The 20,827-nt window shown below is 62.8% G+C and carries 16 protein-coding genes and 1 pseudogene; 9 read left to right on the top strand and 8 right to left on the bottom strand.

The features are described from left to right. The first annotated feature begins 154 nt into the window (after positions 1 to 154). Complete coding sequence (locus ACYVL5_RS19865) at positions 155 to 1,066, top strand: multiheme cytochrome-associated LysR family transcriptional regulator (protein WP_460597319.1); 912 nt, start codon at positions 155 to 157, stop codon at positions 1,064 to 1,066. Positions 1,067 to 1,107: 41 nt separating this feature from the next. On the opposite strand, the gene ACYVL5_RS19860 is transcribed toward ACYVL5_RS19865, so the two are convergent. Together ACYVL5_RS19860 and ACYVL5_RS19855 are read right to left on the bottom strand one after the other, a co-directional pair. Next, complete coding sequence (locus tag ACYVL5_RS19860) at positions 1,108 to 1,347, bottom strand: antitoxin (protein ID WP_460597318.1); 240 nt, start codon at positions 1,345 to 1,347, stop codon at positions 1,108 to 1,110. 114 nt (positions 1,348 to 1,461) lie between these two features. Then, the gene (locus ACYVL5_RS19855) at positions 1,462 to 1,812 is read right to left on the bottom strand and encodes an Ig domain-containing protein (RefSeq protein ID WP_460597317.1); all 351 of its coding nucleotides are present in this window, start codon (positions 1,810 to 1,812) and stop codon (positions 1,462 to 1,464) included. A gap of 384 nt (positions 1,813 to 2,196) precedes the next feature. On the opposite strand from ACYVL5_RS19855, the gene ACYVL5_RS19850 reads away from it, so the two are divergent. Then, positions 2,197 to 3,102 carry a Rossmann-fold NAD(P)-binding domain-containing protein gene (locus tag ACYVL5_RS19850; protein WP_460597316.1) on the top strand — a complete coding sequence of 302 codons (906 nt, stop codon included), beginning with the start codon at positions 2,197 to 2,199 and terminating at the stop codon, positions 3,100 to 3,102. A gap of 269 nt (positions 3,103 to 3,371) precedes the next feature. Here the strand turns inward: ACYVL5_RS19850 and ACYVL5_RS19845 are convergent, their stop codons facing one another. Next, complete coding sequence (locus ACYVL5_RS19845) at positions 3,372 to 4,136, bottom strand: AraC family transcriptional regulator (RefSeq protein ID WP_460597315.1); 765 nt, start codon at positions 4,134 to 4,136, stop codon at positions 3,372 to 3,374. A gap of 140 nt (positions 4,137 to 4,276) precedes the next feature. On the opposite strand from ACYVL5_RS19845, the gene ACYVL5_RS19840 reads away from it, so the two are divergent. The 4 genes from ACYVL5_RS19840 (at position 4,277) to fdhF (ending at position 10,610) form a co-directional block, all read left to right on the top strand. Further along, on the top strand, positions 4,277 to 5,047 hold the full coding sequence (locus ACYVL5_RS19840) for a class I SAM-dependent methyltransferase (protein WP_460597314.1): 771 nt from the start codon (positions 4,277 to 4,279) through the stop codon (positions 5,045 to 5,047). A 201-nt stretch (positions 5,048 to 5,248) separates the two neighbouring features. Beyond that, on the top strand, positions 5,249 to 5,794 hold the full coding sequence (locus tag ACYVL5_RS19835; protein WP_460597313.1) for an NADH-quinone oxidoreductase subunit NuoE family protein: 546 nt from the start codon (positions 5,249 to 5,251) through the stop codon (positions 5,792 to 5,794). Beyond that, a complete protein-coding gene (locus ACYVL5_RS19830; protein WP_460597312.1) occupies positions 5,781 to 7,631 on the top strand; it encodes an NADH-ubiquinone oxidoreductase-F iron-sulfur binding region domain-containing protein in 1,851 nt (616 codons plus the stop codon). The genes ACYVL5_RS19835 and ACYVL5_RS19830 overlap by 14 nt, the downstream gene beginning before the upstream one ends. A gap of 234 nt (positions 7,632 to 7,865) precedes the next feature. Continuing rightward, entirely contained in the window at positions 7,866 to 10,610 is a 2,745-nt protein-coding gene (gene fdhF, locus ACYVL5_RS19825) for a formate dehydrogenase subunit alpha (RefSeq protein WP_460597311.1), read from the top strand. 275 nt (positions 10,611 to 10,885) lie between these two features. Here fdhF and ACYVL5_RS19820 read toward each other — a convergent pair whose 3' ends face one another. The 3 genes from ACYVL5_RS19820 to ACYVL5_RS19810 all read right to left on the bottom strand — a co-directional run bounded on the left by ACYVL5_RS19820 (position 10,886) and on the right by ACYVL5_RS19810 (position 13,201). Next, the gene (locus ACYVL5_RS19820; RefSeq protein ID WP_460597310.1) at positions 10,886 to 11,443 is read right to left on the bottom strand and encodes a YcbK family protein; all 558 of its coding nucleotides are present in this window, start codon (positions 11,441 to 11,443) and stop codon (positions 10,886 to 10,888) included. A 170-nt stretch (positions 11,444 to 11,613) separates the two neighbouring features. Continuing rightward, complete coding sequence (locus tag ACYVL5_RS19815) at positions 11,614 to 12,489, bottom strand: L,D-transpeptidase (RefSeq protein WP_460597309.1); 876 nt, start codon at positions 12,487 to 12,489, stop codon at positions 11,614 to 11,616. A 1-nt stretch (position 12,490) separates the two neighbouring features. Further along, positions 12,491 to 13,201: a hypothetical protein gene (locus ACYVL5_RS19810; RefSeq protein ID WP_460597308.1), complete on the bottom strand. Its 711-nt coding sequence runs from the start codon at positions 13,199 to 13,201 to the stop codon at positions 12,491 to 12,493. Between the two features lie 605 nt (positions 13,202 to 13,806). Between ACYVL5_RS19810 and ACYVL5_RS19805 the strand changes: the two genes are divergently transcribed. Beyond that, positions 13,807 to 15,390, top strand: coding sequence for a hypothetical protein (locus tag ACYVL5_RS19805; protein ID WP_460597307.1), 1,584 nt, complete (start codon positions 13,807 to 13,809; stop codon positions 15,388 to 15,390). A 57-nt stretch (positions 15,391 to 15,447) separates the two neighbouring features. Next, positions 15,448 to 18,441, top strand: a complete 2,994-nt coding sequence (locus ACYVL5_RS19800) for a patatin-like phospholipase family protein (protein ID WP_460597306.1) — start codon at positions 15,448 to 15,450, stop codon at positions 18,439 to 18,441. A gap of 60 nt (positions 18,442 to 18,501) precedes the next feature. Here ACYVL5_RS19800 and ACYVL5_RS19795 read toward each other — a convergent pair whose 3' ends face one another. Continuing rightward, positions 18,502 to 19,995: a c-type heme family protein gene (locus ACYVL5_RS19795; RefSeq protein WP_460597305.1), complete on the bottom strand. Its 1,494-nt coding sequence runs from the start codon at positions 19,993 to 19,995 to the stop codon at positions 18,502 to 18,504. A gap of 353 nt (positions 19,996 to 20,348) precedes the next feature. Here ACYVL5_RS19795 and ACYVL5_RS19790 point away from each other — a divergent pair, with 353 nt between their 5' ends. Further along, positions 20,349 to 20,636, top strand: coding sequence for a hypothetical protein (locus ACYVL5_RS19790; protein ID WP_460597304.1), 288 nt, complete (start codon positions 20,349 to 20,351; stop codon positions 20,634 to 20,636). Between the two features lie 70 nt (positions 20,637 to 20,706). Here ACYVL5_RS19790 and ACYVL5_RS19785 read toward each other — a convergent pair. Further along, positions 20,707 to 20,827, bottom strand: a pseudogene (locus tag ACYVL5_RS19785) (IS1595 family transposase); the annotation flags it as partial.

The following is a 20,827-nucleotide window of genomic DNA, read 5'->3' as shown; positions in this document are numbered from 1 at the left end:
TGGTCGTGCGTAACATTGCGTCGCATATAATGAAACCGGCACTCTTTTTTTCTTGACCTCGGCAATGGATTTAAATATATATTTTTTTGAATGTAAAACGAATATTTCTCATGGCTGGATGCGCAAAACGCATAAGAAGAGGATGTTCAGGAATATGGACTCATTAAACTTGCGGAGTTTGATCGAAGTAGTCAGGACGGGAAGCTTCTCCAAGGCGGCCGAAAACCTCTTCGTCACCCAGTCAGCCATCTCCCGGAGGATCAAGTGCATCGAGGAGGAGTGCGGTCATCCGCTGCTCGATAGGTCGGGGCCGACCATCAAGCCGACGGCGGCGGGAAAGCTCTTCATGCGGGAGGCGGAAAAGATATTGAGCCTCGAGGAGAGCATCCTGCACCGGCTGGACACCCTGGAGCAGGAGCCCCCCGTCTCCTTTGCCTGCACCCATCCTTTCGGCATCGCCTACCTCCCGGACGTCCTCAAGCGTTACATGGCCAGATACCCCAGCCTCAAAAACCTGAAGATCACCTTCAAGCCGCCGCACATCGCGCTGGACGGCCTGCGGGAAGGGATCTTCGACTTCATCGTGATCGAACACTGGGAGTTGCTGGACCTCTCCGCGTACGCGACCTGGCCGCTGCCGGAGGGGGAGATGGTCTTCGTGAGCTCACCCAAGCTGGGGCTGCCGGCGGGGACGGTGACCATCGACCAGCTGGTGAAACAGCGGCTGTACCGCAGAAGGGAGGACTGCTGCTCCTGGAAACACCTGGCGATGAGCATGCAGGTCGCCGGCCACGACGTGGGCGAGTTCACCGATACGGTGATCTACGACGACCTTCACGTGATAGTGCAGTCGATTGTGAATGGGGACGGGATTGCGCTGATCTGCAGGGAGCTCGTTCAGTCGCAGATTGAGGCGGGTGTGCTCTGCGAGCACCGGGTGGAGGGATTGGAGCATCGCCGGAAAAGGACGCTGGTCATGAACCGGCAGGCGTCTCTCACCCCACCCGTCAAGTTCCTCATTTCGGCCATCTTCGCCTCCTTCGGCGTCGAGGCTCCGGAGCTGTGAATAGGGGGCGCTGACGCCAAGTTAGGCGACGGCGTTCATGTTCACAATTTCACTGGGGCCAGCGGTAGAAGGCCGTTATCGACGTCGGGTATCTCTTCATCGCATGGTTGCCAGGTCGCGAGAAGGGCAAGCAAGGATTTCGTTCTGGCTGGCTCGATGATCAGTCGATCTCCTTCTTTGCGGATGATGGCTTCGTAACCTGGTAATTCGAACTCTTTCGGGATTCGCAGTGCCTGATATCTCCCGTTTTTAAAGAGCCTCACGTGTGCTTTAGCGATCACCTCTCCTCCTTCCTGTTGGCCTTCGCCAAGGCATAGGCTAACTCCGCCTAGCCCCGCTGTCCACTTTTCCTTCAGAGTCTAGACAAAAGGGGTGGCGCTTTGTTCGCGGCGGCCTCAGTTGACCTGGATGGAAAGGCTTTTGCTGGCGGTCTGGGCGGGGGTGGAGGAATCGGTGACCTGCACGGTGAAGGTGGAGGTGCCGGCGGTGGTCGGCGTTCCCGAGATCACGCCGGAGCTTAGGTTGAGTCCCGCCGGAAGCGTGCCGGTCGGGATGGACCAGCTGTAGGGGGAGGTGCCGCCGGTCGCCGTCAGCGTCTGGCTGTAGGCGGTCCCTACCGTCCCCGCCGGGAGGGTGCTGGTGGAGACGGCGAGCGAAGAGGCCGTGGTCGTGTTCTGCGGAAACCAGTCCACTCCGCATCCGGCCAGGATGAATAGGGTCAAAAGGGCAAAGAGTAACTGCTTCACGTCTCCCTCCATTATTTTCAAGATTTCAAGATTCTAACACATGGCAGTGCTCTACGAGTCACTCCGCGCCTCTTTTTGGTTCCCTCCATCCAGTCACATCCCCACGCTTGGCGCTTTTCATAGCTCTTTCATCGCCGCTTCATACTGGGTTCACCTTCCTGTCCTATCTGTATCGGCACGATCACTGCCGACGAGGGGCTGCGCATGCGGCATAACAACAGTTGAGGCATCGGGGGGGGGGAATTCTTCCCTCACCCGGCCTTCGGCCCCCCTCTCCCCTAAAGGGGCGAGGGTATATCTTCGCGCTCTCCCCCCATGTGGCAGTGGGGTTATAATGAGAAGAGAAAACCAGGCCCCGCGCGAGAGGGGGAAAGGAGATACAGGATGTTAGTCATAACGGGAGCAACCGGCAATATTGGGAAAAAGGCCACCGCTCTTTTGCTGGAACGCGGGGAGCGGGTGCGCGTGATCGGCAGGGACAGGACGAAGCTGCAACATCTGGTGGAGATAGGGGCCGAAGCGGCGATGGGGGACTTGAAGGACCTGCAGTTTGTCACCGATGCCTTCAAGGGGGCCAAGGCGGCCTTTGCCATGATCCCGCCGCCACCCTTTTCGATAGCGAATTTCCGCAGCCATCAGCGAGAGGTCGGGGAAACCATTGCCTCCGCTCTGAGCGCCGCCAAGGTGGGGTACGTGGTCAACCTGAGCAGCCAGGGGGCGGAGCTGACCTCCGGAACCGGCCCGGTGGTGGGGCTGCACGAGCAGGAGGAGCGGCTGAACCGGCTGGACCTGAACGTCCTCCATCTCCGCCCGACCTACTTCATGGAGAACCTCATGGTCTCCATCCCGTTCATCCGTGAGCACGGCATAGCCGGCTCGGCGGTCCGGGGGGATATCAAGCTGGCCATGATCGCCACCAGGGACATCGCGGAAAAGGTGGCCAACCATCTGGCGACCCTGGACTTCCACGGGAAAGAGGTACGGGATCTCCTCGGGGAGCGGGATCTTACGCTGCAAGAGGCCTTCACGGCGATCGGCCGCCAGATCGGCATCCCCGATCTCAAATACGTGCAGTTCAACCCCGATGAGGCGTTCAAGGGGATGACCCTGTCCGGGTTCAGCTCCGACACCGCCCGGCTCTTCATCGAGATGAGCAAGGCGCTCAACGAGGGGCTCTTCGGCGTCAACCGGCCGCGTAACGCCGCCAATACGACACCGACTTCGATAGAGGAGTTTGCCAAGACCTTCGCGGCGGTGTACCAGGGGGCGGTGCATATGCATGCGGAGTGATTTAAAGGCATGGAACGCGGATGACGCGGATTGAGCGGATCAACGCGGATAATGCAAAAGCATTTTAGGGTAAAGCCTGGAACCCAAGTCAAAAGCAATGGAACGCGGATGACGCGGATGTCCTCGCCCCCATCGGGGGAGAGGGGCGGGGGGGAGGGAGGTTCTAAAATCTTCCCTCACCCGGCCTTCGGCCACCCTCTCCCGGAGGGAGAGGGAATAACTATACAAGGGGTTGATTTAAGGAGGGCTTCGGCCTGAAGGGGGGAGGGTTACGCTTTTCCTTCCTGACGCCGGGCGTACTGGCCTGGGGAACTTCCCAGCTCTTTGCGGAACATCTCGATGAAGGCGCTCAGGCTCTGGTAGCCGAGATCGTAGGCGACGGCGGTGACTTGGTCGCCATCCCCCAGCCTTTTCACCGCTTCCTGCAACAATAGCCTCTTCCTCCAGGTGCCGAAGGTGAGACCGGTCTCCGCCTGGAAAAGCCGCGCGAGGGTCCGGCCGCTCGCCCCCGCCTCCCGCCCCCACGACTCCAGGTCGCGATCGTTCCCCGGATCGGCCAGCAACTGCTTTGTCACCCGCAAGGCCCGCTCGTCCCTCGGCATCGGGAGATGCAGCGGGGTCGTCTCCGCCTGCCGCAACTCGTCCAGAAGGACCTGCATCAACCGCCATCCCGCACTCTCGGGAAGATAATCCTCGCCGATCTCCACCGCCTTCAGCACCAGCTCCCGCAAAAGCGGCGTCACCTTAAGTACCGTGCAGATCTCCGGCAGTCCCTTGACCGCGCTCGGATCGACGAAGAGGTTCCGCAGGGAGACGGCGCAGGGGAAATAGACCTCGTGCTCCTGGTTGGGAGGGACCCAGACCGCCTGGGAGGGGGGCACGACCCAGATGTCGCGGCCGCAGATGACACGCATCACCCCGCTGCTGGCGAAGATCAGCTGGCCGCGGGGATGACTGTGGACGGCTGCGCAGCCGACCTCGCGGGCCATCATCTTCTGCGGGCTCACTTCGATGGCCAGCGGGATGACCGGCAACTTCTCATCCAGCCGGAAGCCAAGTTCAATAGGGGGGATTCTTGTCAGTTTCGAGACAGTCATTGTCACACTATAGATAGACTGCCACGCCGAAGCAAGCTATAGTTCGTTCTCAAATCCAGCCCGGAAGGAGTCCAAAGATGAGTCGCAGCCATCTGCAAGAGATCGTTTCCCAGTTTTCCCAACAGGCAATTCCCTTCGCCCGGGTACCGGGCCACTTGGACGCCATGGAGCTCCTGGTCGAGCTTGCCCGGCCGGTGAAGGACGACCTCGTGCTGGATGTCGCCTGCGGGCCGGGGCTCGTGGCCTGCGAGTTCGCCCGCCATGCCGGGCACGTGACCGGCCTCGACATCACCCCCGCCATGCTCGAGCAGGCCGCCAGGCGCCAGCAGGAACTGGGCCTTGCCAACCTCACCTGGACGGAAGGGGACGTACTCCCGCTTCCCTTCGCCGACGGCACCTTTTCGCTGGTGATCACCCGCTACAGCTTTCACCACTTCCTGGAACCCGAGCGTGCGCTGGCGGAGATGATCCGGGTCTGCCGGCCGGGTGGGCGGGTGCTGGTGGCGGACGTCGCCATCGAACCTTCCAAGGCGCCGGCCTACGACCGGCTGGAGATCATGCGCGATCCCTCGCACACCCACGCGCTGACCACCGAGGAGTTCTCCGCGCTGATGCTCGCCTCGGGGCTCGAGGGGTGCCGGCAAGGGAGCTACCGCGTGGAGATCGAGCTGGAGGCCCAGTTGAAGGCGTCCTTCCCCAAGCCGGGGGACAAGGAACGGCTGCGGGAGATGATCACCGCCGACGTCGGCGTCGACAGCTTCGGCATCGCCCCCCGCCGGGCCGGCGACTCCGTCGTCTACAGCGTTCCCATCGGCGTCTTCGTCGGGAGAAAGGGGATGCGGCCGTGACGGATTATGGAAATGCAGGGAAGCACCGGTAGCGGGGAGGGGAGCGGCAACAGGGCAGAAAAGCGAGCGTTTTCTAACGTGAGGGGGCGGTCTTGAGCTTGATGTGGACGCGGCAAAATGATACTGTCTACAATTCCCGCTCCCGCCCTTTTTATCTCTTAAGCCGGCATCCCGCCTGGCCCTGTTAGTATCGGAGAAGGCATGTGCAGTTGTAACGAGTCATCCAGTGTCCTGGATGCTTTTCCGGAAAAGAAACTGGAACTCGAAGCATACATCGACGGCTTCGGGTCGATGGCGGAACTGAGGAAAAGCCGCTCCAACCTGATCTCCACCCTCCATAAGGCGCAGGCGCTTTTCGGCTACCTGCCGCAGGAAGTCCAGCTCTTCATCGCCGGCAAGTTCAGACTGCAGCTCTCCGATGTCTACGGCGTCGTCAGTTTCTACTCATTCTTCGTGGTCCAGCCGCCGGGAAAATTCAGGATCAATGTCTGCACCGGGACGGCCTGCTTCGTCAAGGGGGCCGATCGCGTGCTGCGGGAATTCGAGAACGTGCTCGGTATCTCCCACGGGGAAACCCGCGAGGACCGGGCGTTTTCCCTCGGCGCCCTGCGCTGTGTCGGCGCCTGCAGCCTGGCGCCGGTGGTCATGGTGAACGACCGGGTGTACGGCAACGTGACCCCCGAGATGGTGCGCGGCATCGTCGAGGGGTGCGCCGGTTTGACGGAGGGCTCCGATGCGGATCGCTAGCGCGGAAAGCCTCCGGATGCTGGCCGGGGATCTGAAGTCCCAAAAGGAAAAGCGGGACGGCCTCGCCGTCCTCGTGTCGATGGGGACCTGCGGGCTCGCGGCGGGAGGGAAAGCGGTCTACGACGCGCTCCGGGCGGAGGCGGAAAAGCTCGGGCTCGCGGCGTCGGTGGAGATCGTGGAAACCGGCTGCATGGGGCTATGCCACAGCGAGCCGACGGTGGAGCTGGTGGAGCGCCCGACGGGGCGGACGCTGATCTACGGCCACGTCACCCCCGAGAACGCCGCGGACATTCTCACCGCCGGCATGGCCGGAAGCGGCGAGGTCGCCACCCTCGACCGCTCGTGGTACGTGCCGGAGGACGAAGATGATTTCCCCGGCTGCCACCAGACCCGCATCGTGCTCCGCAACAGCGGGCGGATCAACCCGTCCAAGATCGAAGACTACCTGGCGCACTCCGGCTACCAGGCGCTCTCCCGGGTGCTGACCGCCATGACGCCGGACGAGGTGATCGACCTGGTCGAGGCCTCGGGGCTGCGCGGGCGCGGCGGGGGAGGGTTCCCGACCGGGAAGAAGTGGCGCTTCGCCGCGGGGGTGGAGAGCGACGACAAATACGTGATCTGCAACGCCGACGAGGGGGACCCGGGCGCCTTCATGGACCGGGCCATCCTGGAAGGGGACCCGCATGCCGTGCTGGAGGCGATGGCGATCACCGGCTACGCGATCGGCGCCCGGCACGGCATCATCTACATCCGGGCCGAGTACCCGCTGGCCATCGAACGGCTGGAGACCGCGCTCAAGCAGGCGCGGGAGGCCGGACTGATCGGTGCCGGCATCCTTGCTACCGGCTTTTCCTTCGACATCGAGATCAAGTACGGCGCCGGCGCCTTCGTCTGCGGGGAGGAGACCGCCCTCATCCAGTCCGTCGAGGGGATGCGCGGCATGCCGACCTACAAGCCTCCCTTCCCGGCCATCGCGGGGCTCTGGGGGAAGCCGACCATCGTCAACAACGTCGAGACCCTCGCCAACATCTGCCCGATCATCAGAAAGGGCGCCCGGTGGTTCAGGAGCATCGGGACGGAGAACTCCCCCGGGACCAAGGTCTTCGCCCTGGCCGGTAAGGTGAACCGGGTGGGACTGGTCGAGGTGCCGATGGGGACCACCCTGCGGCAGGTGGTCTTCGAGATGGGGGGCGGCATCGTCGGGGGGAAGGCGTTCAAGGCGGTCCAGACCGGCGGCCCTTCCGGCGGCTGCCTTACCGATAAGAACCTGGACCTTCCGATCGATTACGACACCCTGAAGGCGAAGGGGTCGATGATGGGTTCCGGCGGCATGATCGTCATGGACGAGGACGACTGCATGGTGGACGTCGCCAAGTTCTTCCTCGACTTCACCATGGAGGAGTCGTGCGGCAAGTGCATGCCGTGCCGCATCGGGAGCAAGCAGCTCTTCATGGTGCTCGACCGGATCTCCAAGGGTAACGGCGTGGAAGGGGACGTCGAGACGATCAGGACCATCGCCCAGGCGATGACCACCGCTTCGCTGTGCGCCCTGGGGCAGACGGCTCCCAACCCGGTGCTCTCCACCCTGCGCCACTTCCCCGAGGAGTACCGGGCCCACATCGTCGAGAAGCGCTGCCCGGCCAAGCGCTGCAGCGAGCTCCTCACCTACACGATCGACGCGGAGCGCTGCATCGGCTGCACGCTCTGCAGCAGGAGCTGCCCGGTGAAGTGCATCTCCGGCAAGGTGAAGGCGCCCCACCGGATCGACGAGAGGGATTGCCTCCGCTGCGGGGAGTGCCTGCGGGCGTGCAAGTTCGAGGCGGTGGTGGTGCGTTGATTTTTCGCTCCCCTCGCCCCTTTAAAATCTGCCCTCACCCGGCCTTCGGCCACCCTCTCCCCCAAGGGGGGCGAGGGTATAGGGAGACGGGCCTTCGGCCACCCTCTCCCCCAGGGGGGGCGAGGGGATAGGGAAAGAGGGCTTCGGCCACATTTGGGCCTAGGGACGAGGATAAATTGAGAGGGCCTTCGGCCACGTTTTGGCCTACGGGCGAGAGGAAAAGAAGAGAGTTTTATGGGCAAGCGTAAGGCGATTTCATTTGTCATAGACGGTAAGGACCTGGCGGCCAAGGCGGGGGAAACCATCCTGGAGGCGGCGCTGCGCCACGATATCGATATCCCCAACCTCTGCCGGTACAAGAGGATCTCGCACACCGCTTCCTGCCGCCTCTGCATCGTCAAGGTGAAGGGGAGGCCGGGGACGGTGACCTCCTGCACCACGGAGGTCGAAGAGGGGATGGAGATCATCGCCTTCGACGACGAGCTGGAAACGGTCCGGCGCACCGTCCTCGACATGGCGCTTTCCAACCATAACGACGACTGCGTCAGCTGCGTCCAGGACGGGAGCTGCCAGCTCCAGGACCTGGCCTTCCGCTACAGCCTCGGGCGCCACGAGAGAAAGCTCCCCCCCATCTGGCAGGAGATCGACAAGACTTCCGACTACAGCTCGCCGGTGCTCGACTTCGAGGCCTCCAAGTGCATCGAATGCGCCCGCTGCCTGCGCGCCTGCTACGAGCTCCAGGGGAAAGGGGTGATCGGCTTCGTAAACCGGGGGATCAAGACCACGGTCGGGACCGGCTATAAGGACTGGGCCTCCTCCAACTGCGACGGCTGCGGGCAGTGCATCCAGATCTGCCCGGTGGGTGCCCTCACCGCCAAGCAGGTCTACGGCGACCGCAAGCGGATCCGGGAGAAGGATATCGAGCGGACGGTGCAGACTACCTGCCCGTACTGCGGGGTCGGCTGCCAGCTGGACGTGGCGGTCCGCAAGAACCACATCATCAGGGTGACCGGCGCCGAGGACGCCCTTCCCAACCACGGCAAGACCTGCGTCAAGGGGCGCTTCGGGCTCGACTTCGTGAACCATCCGGCGAGGCTCAGATGGCCGCTCATCAAGCGGGAGGGGAGCTTCGTCGAGGTCGGCTGGGACGAGGCGATCGCCTACACCGCGAAGAGGTTTTCGGAGATCAAGGACGAGCACGGTCCCGATGCCATCGCCGGCCTTTCCTCGGCGCGCTGCACCAACGAGGAGAACTTCGTCTTCCAGAAGTTCATCCGGGGCGTGGTGGGGACCAACAACGTCGACCACTGCGCCCGGCTGTGCCACGCCTCGACCGTGGCGGGGCTCGCCGAGACGCTCGGCTCCGGCGCGATGACCAACTCGATCGCCGAGCTGGAACACGCCGACGTCATCCTGGTCACCGGTTCCAACACCACCGAGACCCACCCGGTGATCGCCGCCGAGATCAAGCGGGCGGTCCTCTTCAACGGGGCGAAGCTCATCGTGGTCGACCCGCGCCGGATCGACCTGGTGCAGCACGCGACCCTCTGGCTCAGGCAAAAAAGCGGCACCGACGTCGCCTGGCTCAACGGCATCGCCCACGCCATCCTGGCCCAGGGGCTCCAAAACGACGCCTTCATCGCCGAAAAGACGGAGAACTTCGAGGCGCTGAAGGAGCTCTTGAGCCGGTACACGCCGCAGGAGGTGGAACGGATCTCGGGGATCCCGGCCGGCCAGATCATGGAGGCGGGGAGAATCTACGGCAGCGCGAAGAAAGGGAGCATCGTCTACGCGATGGGGATCACCCAGCACGCGACCGGGACCGACAACGTGAGGGCACTCGCCAACCTGGCGCTTTTGACCGGCAACATCGGCCGGGAGAGCACCGGCCTCAACCCCTTGCGCGGACAGAACAACGTCCAGGGGGCCTGCGACATGGGGGCTCTCCCGGACGTCTTCCCGGGGTACCAGAAGGTGGCCGATCCGGCAGTCCGGCAGAAGTTCGCCGGGGCCTGGAAGGTGGAGCTTTCGGAGCGCCCCGGCATGACACTGACCGAGATCATGAGAGGGGCGAGTGCCGGCACCGTCAAGGGGCTCTACATCATGGGGGAGAACCCGGTGATCTCCGATCCCAACTCCAACCACATCCGGCAGGCGCTCGAGCGTATCGATTTCCTGGTCTGCCAGGACATCTTCATGACCGAGACCGCGCAGTTGGCCGACGTGGTGTTCCCGGCGGCCTCCTTCGCCGAAAAGGAAGGAAACTTCACCAACACCGAGCGGCGGGTCCTCCCGGTGCGGCGGGTGGTGGACGCTCCCGGGGAGGCGAAGGAGGACTGGGCGATACTGCAGATGCTCGCCCGGGCGATGGGGGCTTCGTGGGAGTACCGCTCGGCCAGCGACATCCTGGGGGAGATTAACCGGCTCACCCCGCTCTACGGCGGCATCACCCCGCTTAGGATCGAAAAGGGGGAGGTACTGCAGTGGCCCTGCCCGACTCCGGACCATCCGGGGACCAAATTCCTGCACCACGAGCGGTTCACCCGCGGCAAGGGGCTTTTCTCGGCGGTCGAGTACCGGGGGGCCAGGGAGCTTCCGGACGCCGCCTACCCCTTCGCGCTGATGACCGGCCGCATCCTGTACCACTATCACACCGGGAGCATGACCCGTAAGACCAAGGTGCTGCCGCAGTACGTCAAGGGGGGCTACGTCGAGATGGCTTCCGGGGACCTGCAGGAGCTGGGGGTGGAAAACGGCGACTTCGTGAAGGTTTCGTCGGTACGGGGGGAGATCCGGATCGCGGTGAAGGAGACCGACCGGGTGCGCAAGGGTGAGGTCTTCATCCCCTTCCACTTCGCGGAGGCGGCGGCCAACGTCTTAACCAACGACGCCATCGATCCGGTCGCCAAGATCCCCGAACTGAAGATCTGCGCGGTGCGGATCGAAAAGAGCTTCGTCTGCTATGGCGAGGATGAATGACTTCAACTACCTGCCCTCACCCGGCCTTCGGCCACCCTCTCCCGGGGGGAGAGGGCATAGCTGGTGAACCTTGACTAACAGCACAGTTGCTCTCCCTTGAAGGGGCGAGGGTATAAATGTCGGCCGCCCTTCGGGCATGCTCTCCTGGCTCGTTCCTGCTCTCCCCCCTTTGAAAAAGGGGGGCCGGGGGGGATTTGGCTTGGTCTGGCTGAACCAAATTCCCCTAAATCCCCTCTTTTCAAAGGGGGACTCTTATGGGCAGGTTTGTCGGGATCTTACCAGCTCCGGTACGGGCCGGAATCCATGTGGATGAAGCCCGCCTTCGGGTAGTAGCCGACGCCGCCCGGGGAGAGGTTGCGCGCCACCCGCCGCAGGTGGTCGAGACCGATGCCGGCGATGGCGAGGTCGATGGCCTTTCCTTTCATGTGGAAGCTGTGCTTGGCCACGCCGTGGGATTCGCTGCGCAGGTGGAGGTTGTAGGCGGGAGAGCGGTACCCCGAAATGACCTGGAATTCGTGCCCGCCCCCGAGCGCCAGGTCCAGCCGGTGCAGGTATTCGATGACCCGGAGGTCCATCTGGGTGGTTTCGTTGGTGATGGGGCAGCGCAGGGCCCAGTTGAGGGCCTTGAGCGCCTCGGAGTCGTAGATTCCCTGCTCGTTGCGGTAGGTCACGGTGAGCCGTTCGTCGCTTTTCAGGTTGTGCAGCGAGATCCTCGCCTCCGGCCGGGGGCGGCCGTCGAAGACCTTGGCGAGGGCGTTATGGGAACTGAACAACGTCGTCGCGAAGACGAGCGATGACTTGAGAAATCCTCTGCGGCAGGTGAGCCGATACATAAGCACCTCCCTTTCTTCCCTTTCCCCTCCTTTAGACGAAAATTCCCCATCCGCCCCTTGTATAGTCATTCCCTCTCCCTCCGGGAGAGGGCGGCCGCAGGCCGGGTGAGGGAATCTTTTAGAAACTCCCTCACCACTGCCCCTCGTCCCGGAGAAGGGGATGGGGCGGCTCAGTAGATGTAGACGCTGGTACCGACCGGTACCATATCGTAGAGCTTGGCGATGTCCTCGTTCACCACGCGGACGCAGCCGTGGCTGACCGCCCGCCCGATGGTCTCGGGCTGGTTGGTGCCGTGCAGGCCGTAGCCTCCGCCGAGCACCAGCCGATGGGTCCCCAGCACCTTGTCGAAGCGCCGCTGGTTGGTGTCCATCGGGGGAATCAGGATCCTGCCGTTGACCACGATGTACTTCGTTTCGGTCGCCTTCATGATCGTCCGGCTTCCGTCCGGGCGGCGGCGCACCACGTCTTTCCCCTCCACCCTGATCACCGATCCTCCGCTTCCGTGCAGCTCCCCGCCCCGGTTAAGGTGGAAAAGCCCCAGGTGTTTCTTGCGCGCCTGCTCGACGTAGAACCAGTCCGGCGGCACCCAGAGCGGGTTTACCTCTTTTCTCTCCACGGTGAGCTTCCCGCGCGGCGTCTCGAACTTCCAGATGCTCGCTCCCCCTTCCTTGATGAGGGTCTTCCCGCTGCCGGTGGCCACCCGGGTGGTCATGAGGAGCCGGTCACCATCCCGGTACCAGAGGCGCCGGTCCTGGATGCTGACCACCAGGTACGGGCGAGCCGGCGGGAGCTGGGCCGCCTCGGCCAGGAGCTTTTCGGAGAGGGCCAGGTCGTGGCGGGCGATCCCCAGCGCCTGGAGACGGCCGTCCAAGGCGAGCAGCGTCTCCTGTCGCTCGGCCCTGATCGAGGAGGTGAGGACCAGGATCGCCACCCCCAAGGCCGCCAGCAAGACGAGGATGGCAAGGTACCAGCCCGCTCCGCTGGCCAGGGAGCCTCCCAGGTGGGTGCCTGGTAACTGCTTGTATCTAAGCGTGTAGGTCTGCATATCAGTAGAAGTACACCCGCATCCCCGGGTGCAGGGTTTCCCTGATCGCTTCCAGGTCGGAGCGGGCCACCTGGATCGCGTTCGGGGGATACTGGCCGCCGGAAAGGGAGCCGTCTTCCGGCATTGGGTAGATCGCAACCCCTCCCTCAAGGAGGACCGGCAAGGGGTCGGCGCTTGCCGCCGCACCCTCGGGGCCGGTCGCCCCGTTGGGAAGTGGAGCGGCCGGTGCCGCAACGGTGACAATTCCTCCCGCCAGGATCCTGCGGCTGCGCCGGAGCGGCACCAGGAGCGACCCGTCCGGAGTGGCCGCCGTCAGGGCGGAGCCGAGCCGGACCGGCATCTCACGCAGCACGGCCCGGTCATGCTGCAGGTACATGACCCCCCTGGAGCAGTCGATGCTCAGGTGAGGCCCCCGGGCAAGCACCGCCTCACGGCGCCCAAGCAGCATCCGCCGCTCCGCCAGGTTCCGTTCCGCCTGCTCCATGCTCTCCACGCGAAGAAGGTCGGCCTGATCCATCGAGGCGAGCAGTTTCGGCTGTTCCCGCAGATACTGGAGATGCTTGGCAATCAGGATGAGATCGGCGAGGAGGAACAGGGCGATGGCAACGGTGTAGAGGACAGTTCTGCGCGGATAGTTCTCGTGGAGGTGGTGCCAACTTGGGGGGAACGTCTGGGAACGGCTGCTTGAGTGGGTGGGTCTTCCGGTCCTCATGGCCGGGCCCTCGTTCTTTAACTGATACTAACCGGCACCATCGATTGCTCTCATAGCGGAATTTCTGAAGACCACTGAGAGCTCACTTCCGATCATCTGACAATATTATAGCACCTTGATAAAGGCAGAGGCGAGAACAAGTAGTGACCGCCTCTGCGCTGTCTCACAAAACGGCCTTCTTTGTTCAGAAGGGAGCTGTCGGTGCGACCGAACGTGAGGGGAGATCGTAGGTCGCGTTGAGGTAGGAAACACGACACTTCCCGGCGGCCATGGCAATCATTGCGGGCCCCGGCAATCATTGCGGGCCCCGGCAATCGTTGCGTGGCCCCGGCAATCGTTGCGTTTCACGATGAAGCTGTTCAACGCAACCTACTCCTGTCTTGCAACCGGGCCACGAGGGGCGAAAGAATTCCGCCCCCGTTCAGGTATTGACCGGATTTTCGTGTATCATGTGAAAAGTATCATTATCAACTCCACAACATCCACAGTCATCACCATAGTGAGGAATCCTCAGCACCATCGGCAACACTGTCAGTCCGTCCTGCTTTTAGCTAACCCTGATCCCAGGTAGTGACACCGCCTGCGGCGTCAAAGGAGGACCAACCGTGCGTGAAGCTGCCACTCCCTGTGACCGTCTGCTGCCCCTGCTGATCCGTTACTGTCTGTCCCTCGCTGTCCTGGTTACCGTTTCCGGCTGCACCTTCGACCGCCCCCGCCGTCCTTATCCCGGCGATACACTCAAAGCTCCCATCGACAGCTGCACCAGTCGCTGCACGAAGGGGGAGGAAACTACCTGTGTCATAACCTGCCGCGGCGATTCCCCCGCCGAAGACCGTACCTTCGAGAGCTACAGCTCCAACCGGACCCTGCTGGCCAAGGGGAACTACCTGGTGGGATACGTCGAGTTCGACGACCAGGGGTGGTTCCAGGACAAGAGGCAGCGCAACGCGATCTTCGACGCCATCGCCGACGACCGCGAGCGGTACCGGCGGGAGACCGGCCGCGACCGGCAGTACCTGATTGCCGTTTTCGCCCACGGCTGGAAGCACAATGCCGACGGCGACGACGACAACGTGAAGGAATTCAACAAGCTCCTGGAACGCCTGGCCGTGCAGGAACAACTCCTCGCCCAACGTGAGAGGAGGGACGCCCGCAAGGTGGCCGGCATCTATCTCGCCTGGCGCGGCCTTTCCCTCAAGATTCCGGGCATCAACGAAATCACCTTCTGGAACCGGAAGAACGCCGGTGAGCGGGTCGGCGACCGTTCGGCGAAGCAGCTGTTGATGGAGATCAACAACCTGCGGGCCAACCTCAACGGGTGGCAGCAAAGCGACAAACTCGCGAGCAAACGCCAGACCCAGCTCATCCTGATCGGTCACAGCTTCGGCGGTCTCCTCATGTACCACGCCCTGCACGCCAGTCTCATCGATCGGGGGCTGGTCCTCGAGCGCCGGGACGACAACAGCTACCACTTCGATACCGCGAAGAGCTTCGGAGATTTCATTCTGCTGGTGAATCCGGCCTTCGAAGGGACCGCCTACGAACCTCTCTTCGAAGCGGGGAAATCGCGCTGCTTCCCTCCCAACGAGCGCCCGATCATGGTGGTGGTGACCTCCAAGAGCGACTGGGCGACCGGGGTGGCTTTCCCGTTGGGGAGGCTCTACACCCTGACCCAGACCGCACCGCACCCCGGGGAGAGGGCGGCCATCATGAACACGGTCGGACATCTCGACCGTTACAAGACCCATGACATCACCTACGACCCGTCCCACCAGCCGGCTCCCCTGGAGCGGACCTCGGGCCTCTCCATCACCACGGTCAGCCAGGTGCTGGAGAACCTGAAGGAGCTGGCCAAGGCGCCCGAGGCCCCCTGCAGGCTGCAGCGGTGGTATGACGGCGTCAGGCTCGATCCCACGCCGGTCTATACCGACCACCTTCCCTATCTCGTGATGTCGGCCGACCGCAGCCTGATCAAGGACCATGGCGACATCTGGAACGACCGCTTCATCCAGTTCGTCACCGCCTTCATTACCAAGGAGGTCCTAAGCAAGGAGGCGCAGCCGGCCCCGCAGGAAAATGAGGAGCGGAAAAAGGAGTCATCGAAGAAGCCCTTACCGGCCGTGTATCGCTTCTGGTTGGAGGACGGCAGGCACTGTCCCGAGGCGAATCCGGCGCAAAAGCCGCGGTGACGTTCGAGCCGGCGCCGGCCAACTCCGGCCGGTTTCCGCTCAGGAGGGTGTGACCCTATGAAAAAGAGCATGGAAGATCCCCCCATTAGCTACCAGGAGGTGGTCGATCAGGAGATCGATGCCATGATCGGTCATCCTTCGCCCGGAAGGCAGGCGGAGCTGCGGCGGCAAAAGAGGACCTCGCTGTCCGCCATCTGCCTGTCCGGCGGCGGCATTCGCAGCGCGACCTTCAACCTGGGGATACTGGAGGGGCTGGCGGAGAAGGGGCTATTGGACAAGTTCGACTACCTCTCGACGGTCTCCGGCGGGGGGTACATCGGCAGTTGGCTGAGCTCCTGGGTGGAGCGGGTGGAGAAGGCGCCTTCTTCGCAGCAGGCTCATGGCCCCGGAGAAGGGATCGGCAGGGTCGCCAAGAGCCTCACCGGTGCCTTCCCGGCCGGGCGTGAGATCCCGCAGGTGCGGTTTTTGCGCGACTACAGCAATTACCTGACGCCGCGGGTGGGGGTGCTCTCAACCGACACCTGGACCCTGGGAGCCATCTATCTGAGGAACCTGCTGATCAACTGGCTGATGCTCCTTCCTCTTTTCTTCGGCATCCTTTGCCTTCCCCGCCTTTACCTGGCGATCCTTCCTGGACGGCTCGACTCCTGTGCGTACTGGTACCTCGGGAGCGGTCTCATCCTGGGGGCGCTGGGCGTATTCTGTACCTGCGCGGATCTCCCCAGTTTCGCGGTAGCCTCCAATAAGCTGAGGACCTGGTGCCGCAAACTCTTTCTTCCCTTGCTCGGGATTTCCTCGGTCTTGCTGTCGATGTACTGGGCGGCGGCCTACCCCGACACCATGCTGCGCGCGTATCCCCTCTGGTGGTTCGTGGCCGGGGGCATCGGCATGTTCGGCAGCGGCTGGCTGCTGCGGGCCGTCTGCTATCTCTTTCCGTGGGGCAAGCCTCCGAACGACAGCAGCAAAAAGGTCGTTGCCTGGCGCGTTTTCCTCTCGACCCTGGTGGCCCTGCTGGCCGGCGCCCTGGGCGGGTGCCTTTGCTATTATGCCGGGATCGGCGTGCTCCCGCTCCTCCCCGATCCCGGTGCCGGTTGCGGAGCCCCCGTCGTTTACGCCACCTTGGCGGTTCCGCTCCTGATTGCCGTCTACCTGCTGGCGGGGGTGATCCACATCCTTCTTCTGAATTGCTGGACCGGCGACGATGACCGCGAATGGTGGGCGCGCTCCGGGGCCTTCCTGCTCATGGCGTTCCTTGGGTGGTTGGCGCTGTTTGTCCTGGTCATCTTCGGCCCCTGGCTGCTCAACGCCCAGAACGTGAACCACCTCTTGGCGACCTTCGGGATCTCCGGGGTCTCGGGCCTGGTGACCGCATTGCTGGGGAAGAGCCAGGCGACCCCTTCCCCGTTGAGGGGAACCGAGCAGAAGGAGAATCCTTTCGCCAAGTTCGGGCTGCACCTCGCGGCGCTGGTCTTCATCGTCCTGCTGGTGGTGGGACTTTCGTCGCTCGCTTCGCTGATCATCAACCCGGCCCCGGCCAAAAAACACCACACGCTTACCTTCTGCGAGCCGGTTCCCGAGGTCCCACCGTCCGGAAGCGCAGCTTCGCTCAGCCCGGCTCCGGTGGCGGCTCCGGCGGCCACGGCAACTCCGGCTCCGGCCACGGCCACGGCCACGGCAACTCCGGCCACGGCGGCTCCGGCTCCGGCGGCTCCGGCTCCGGCGGCTCCGGCTCCGGCAGCTCCGGCTCCGGCAGCTCCGGCTCAGGCGGCGCCAACTCCGGCTCAGGCGGCAGCTCCGGCGGCGAAAGGGCCTGGCGTTCAGCCGGCGAAAAGGGCACTGGGCCCCGACCCTCACCTGGCGTCATTCTGCAATCACTGGTCGCGTTTCCAGTTGTGTCTCTTGTTCCTGGGAACCCTGGCCTTCTCCTTTTTCGTCGGTTGGCTTACCAATCCCAACAAGTTCTCGCTGCACGCACTCTACCGGGCGCGCCTCATCCGGGCCTACCTGGGGGCGACCAGGAATCCGCAGACCGACCGCCGGAATCCCCACCCTTTCACCGGTTTCGATCCCGACGACAACGTCTTTCTGCACACCCTCTCCGCGCGCCCGTTCCACATCGTGAACATGGCGTGGAACGTGGTGCGGGGGAGGAAATTGGGGTGGCAGGAGCGGAAGGCGGTCTCCTTTACCGCCTCGAAGTTGCACTGCGGTAATGCCGACCAGGGATACCGGCCCAGCGAATTTTATGGGACGACCTACGGGTTGGGGCCGATATCGCTGGGGACCGCGATGGCAATTTCCGGGGCGGCCGCCAGTCCGAACATGGGGTATCACTCCTCGTCGCTGATCACCTTCGTGATGGCGTTTTTCAACGTGCGTCTGGGGTGGTGGCTCGGCAATCCGAAAAAGGAGAAGTGGAGAAAGAGCGGTCCGTCGATAGCGTTTTTGCCCATGCTGAAGGAGACCTTCGGGTTCACCAACACGGAGAGCACCTTCATCTACCTCTCCGATGGCGGTCATTTCGAGAACCTCGGCCTCTATGAGATGGTGAGGAGACGGTGCCGGTTCATTGTGGTGGGGGATGCTTCGTGCGACGCCAAGACCGGATTTGAGGACTTCGGCAACGCCGTGCGGAAGATCAGGGTGGACCTTGGGGCGGAGATCGATATCAAGCTGGAAAAGCTGAAGCCGGAAGAGGATAAGCTTGACGGGCTCAGGAAGTGCGACTGCCATTTTGCGGTCGGAACGATCAAGTATGCAGGCGACGATGAGGCATCAGCGAAGGAAGGGATCCTTCTCTATCTGAAACCCGCGCTCTGCAAGAAGATACCCGCCGACGTCTTCGAGTATGCCAACCAGAATCGGGAGTTCCCCCATGAGAGTACCGCCGACCAGTGGTTCAGCGAGTCGCAGTTCGAGAGCTACCGCAAACTGGGCTATCACAGCATCGAGCACCTGGTCGAGCTAGTTGGCACAAGCAGTTTCACCACCCTCGACCAATTTTTCGACCTGGTCACCAAGAAGCTCCGGGGAGACAAGGAGACAGTCTGAGGAAACGGGCCACGGAGACACGGAGAAAAATCTGAGAAGACGGGGCTTGGTTAAGTTTTCTCAGATTTCCTCCGTGGCTCCCCCGAAGGAGAAGTAGAACGTCGCGCCCTTCCCTATATCGCTTTCGCAGAAGATCTTGCCGCCGTGCCTAAGGATGATCCGCTTGACGGTTGCCAGCCCGATGCCGTGCCCCTCTACTCCATTGACGTTGGAGAGCCGATGGAAGGCATCGAAGACCCGCTCTGCCTGTCCCTGCTCCAATCCAATGCCATTGTCTTTGACATAGTAGTACATCTCGCCGTCGCGTTCCGCCTGACCGACCTCGATGACGGCCGGATCGGCGCCCTGCGAGTACTTCCACGCGTTCCCCAACAGGTTGTGCATCACCACCCGCGCCAGGTCCTGGTCCGCAGAGGTCCGGAGTCCTTCCGCTATCCGGAACTCCGCCTGCCGGTCCTGCTCCTGGAACTGCAGCTCCACGGCAATGTCATGGCTCATGCGGCTCAGATCTGCTTCGCAGCGAACGAGGTCTCCCCGTGTCACCCGCGAGAAATCGAGCAACGCCGAGATGAGTGTCGCCATGTTCTGCGCCGCTTCCATGATTGAACCGATGTAACTTTCCAGGGCCCTCGGCTCCCTGGCCTCGGGTATCTGCTGTATGAGCTGGCAGTACCCGCTCACCGCGGTCAACGGGCTCCGCAGGTCGTGGGACACCGTCGAACAGAACGCGTCCAGTTCCCGGTTGGCGGTCTCGAGCTCCTGCGTGCGGGAGAGCAGGTCGTCGTTGAGGGCGATAATCTTCTGCACCCCCGCGTCCCGCTCCCTGATGGCTCGACGCAGCCGCGAGCTGCCGAAGAAAATCCCCGCCACTCCGAGCCCCCATAGCGGCATGAAGCTGATCGCCACGAAGATGGAGTTCTGCCTGGCCACCGCCCAAAGCGGCTCGAGCGGTACGGCGATGCTGAGCCCTCCACGCACGTCCCCCACGTGGTATCCCTGCTTGGCGTGGCATTTGAGACACGCCTCCTCACACATCAGCGGCTTCATCAGCCGGAAGTAGGTGTGATCGCCCATCTTCTCGACGGTGCTTTTTTCCTGCTCCTTGGAAGTAAACGAGCTCAACGCCGACGCTTCCCAGGTGTCGGGCATGTTGTCGGGGCGGATGGGACGCAGGCTGGTCAGGTGCCCCTTGGTCCATGGCGAACCTGACGACATGTTGGAGATAAGGCGGGCCATGTAGGCGGGATTGACCATGGTCAGCGTCTTCCCCTCCGTCGTCCTGATGTCCCGCTCCGGCAAGGCGGAAAGGTAGGGATTGGGTTGGGTGGTCTGGGTGATCGGGGCGTAGACCGGGCCGGCCTGGGCGTTCCAATGGCGATAGGTGACATCGCGCTCGAAATGGCTGCGCGCCTGAGCCCGCGCTATGTCCACGGCCTGTGATTTCTCGTAGTGAAAGTTGAGCGCGGCCAACGCCACGATTACCGCCGTCCAGCCTGCCGTGAGGCTCCACGCGTAGTAGGTCAGCGCCCGTGGCTGGGTAAGATTTTCCTTCATTTCACCTTCCGCTATTGTCATATCGGGCGATCAGCTATAGGACCGGTTATGGGTAACGTGTCGTCATAGCACAAATATTTCTTTAGCGCTATTACAACCCGAATGCTGTTTTTATGTCGGTCCCGCCAGGTACTGTCCGCAGCAGGAACAGGAATCTCTCTTCCATCCGGTCACCGGCTCTGACGGAGGCTCACTCGTGTTGGCCTCGGGCGGGGCTTGACACAGTCGCCGGGGTGCTAGAATTAATACGGTTGATGAGACATATTTCACTTTAAGGTGCGCCAGAATTTCCATTCATCGATCATGGATCAACCGTCTGAGCCAGGGGGGAAGGCCCGGGTAAGGGAGGCATCATGCAATCCTGCAAATCATGCGGCGAGGAGATGGCGGGTAACGGTAACTTCTGTCCCAAGTGCGGGTGCGGTCTCTCGGACGACACCGTCACCATCCGGTTGACCAAGAGGGCGTTTCATAACCTCAAGCTGTACTCCTTGGTGTCGATCGGGGCCGGCTTGTCCCTGATGTTTCTCGGCATGAGCTCGCCTGCGCTCGGCGCGGCTGTGCCCCTTATGTCGTCCTTCCTGATCATGGGCGGGCTCGTCGTCTTCGTGCTGGCCCGCTTCGGGGCCTGGTGGCAGTAGGACAGGTGGGACGAGACTCCCGGACGACCGATGCCGAAAGTGCGGTGACTTTCGGCATTTATTTTCCTGATTAGCGCCAATCTTCCGCTAGGCGTAACCACCGCTCTGGTCGGCTGCCAGTCCGGGCAGCGGCAGCAGCGAGGCGGGGAAGCATAGCAGCAAGATCGAAACGACGGTTAAAGCGGTACTGA

The organism is Geomonas sp. Red276 (assembly GCF_054784495.1).
Note: the sequence above shows the minus strand (reverse complement) of the source record. Positions and strands in the feature narration are given on the sequence as shown.

Coding starts and splice junctions, on each gene's coding strand:
- ACYVL5_RS19835 (WP_460597313.1), top strand. CDS start 5,249: ATGTGCAGTTGTAACGAGTCATCCAGTGTCCTGGATGCTTTTCCGGAA.
- ACYVL5_RS19850 (WP_460597316.1), top strand. CDS start 2,197: ATGTTAGTCATAACGGGAGCAACCGGCAATATTGGGAAAAAGGCCACC.
- ACYVL5_RS19820 (WP_460597310.1), bottom strand. CDS start 11,443: ATGTATCGGCTCACCTGCCGCAGAGGATTTCTCAAGTCATCGCTCGTC.
- ACYVL5_RS19800 (WP_460597306.1), top strand. CDS start 15,448: ATGAAAAAGAGCATGGAAGATCCCCCCATTAGCTACCAGGAGGTGGTC.
- ACYVL5_RS19830 (WP_460597312.1), top strand. CDS start 5,781: ATGCGGATCGCTAGCGCGGAAAGCCTCCGGATGCTGGCCGGGGATCTG.
- ACYVL5_RS19795 (WP_460597305.1), bottom strand. CDS start 19,995: ATGAAGGAAAATCTTACCCAGCCACGGGCGCTGACCTACTACGCGTGG.
- ACYVL5_RS19865 (WP_460597319.1), top strand. CDS start 155: ATGGACTCATTAAACTTGCGGAGTTTGATCGAAGTAGTCAGGACGGGA.
- ACYVL5_RS19815 (WP_460597309.1), bottom strand. CDS start 12,489: ATGCAGACCTACACGCTTAGATACAAGCAGTTACCAGGCACCCACCTG.
- ACYVL5_RS19840 (WP_460597314.1), top strand. CDS start 4,277: ATGAGTCGCAGCCATCTGCAAGAGATCGTTTCCCAGTTTTCCCAACAG.
- ACYVL5_RS19790 (WP_460597304.1), top strand. CDS start 20,349: ATGCAATCCTGCAAATCATGCGGCGAGGAGATGGCGGGTAACGGTAAC.
- fdhF (WP_460597311.1), top strand. CDS start 7,866: ATGGGCAAGCGTAAGGCGATTTCATTTGTCATAGACGGTAAGGACCTG.
- ACYVL5_RS19810 (WP_460597308.1), bottom strand. CDS start 13,201: ATGAGGACCGGAAGACCCACCCACTCAAGCAGCCGTTCCCAGACGTTC.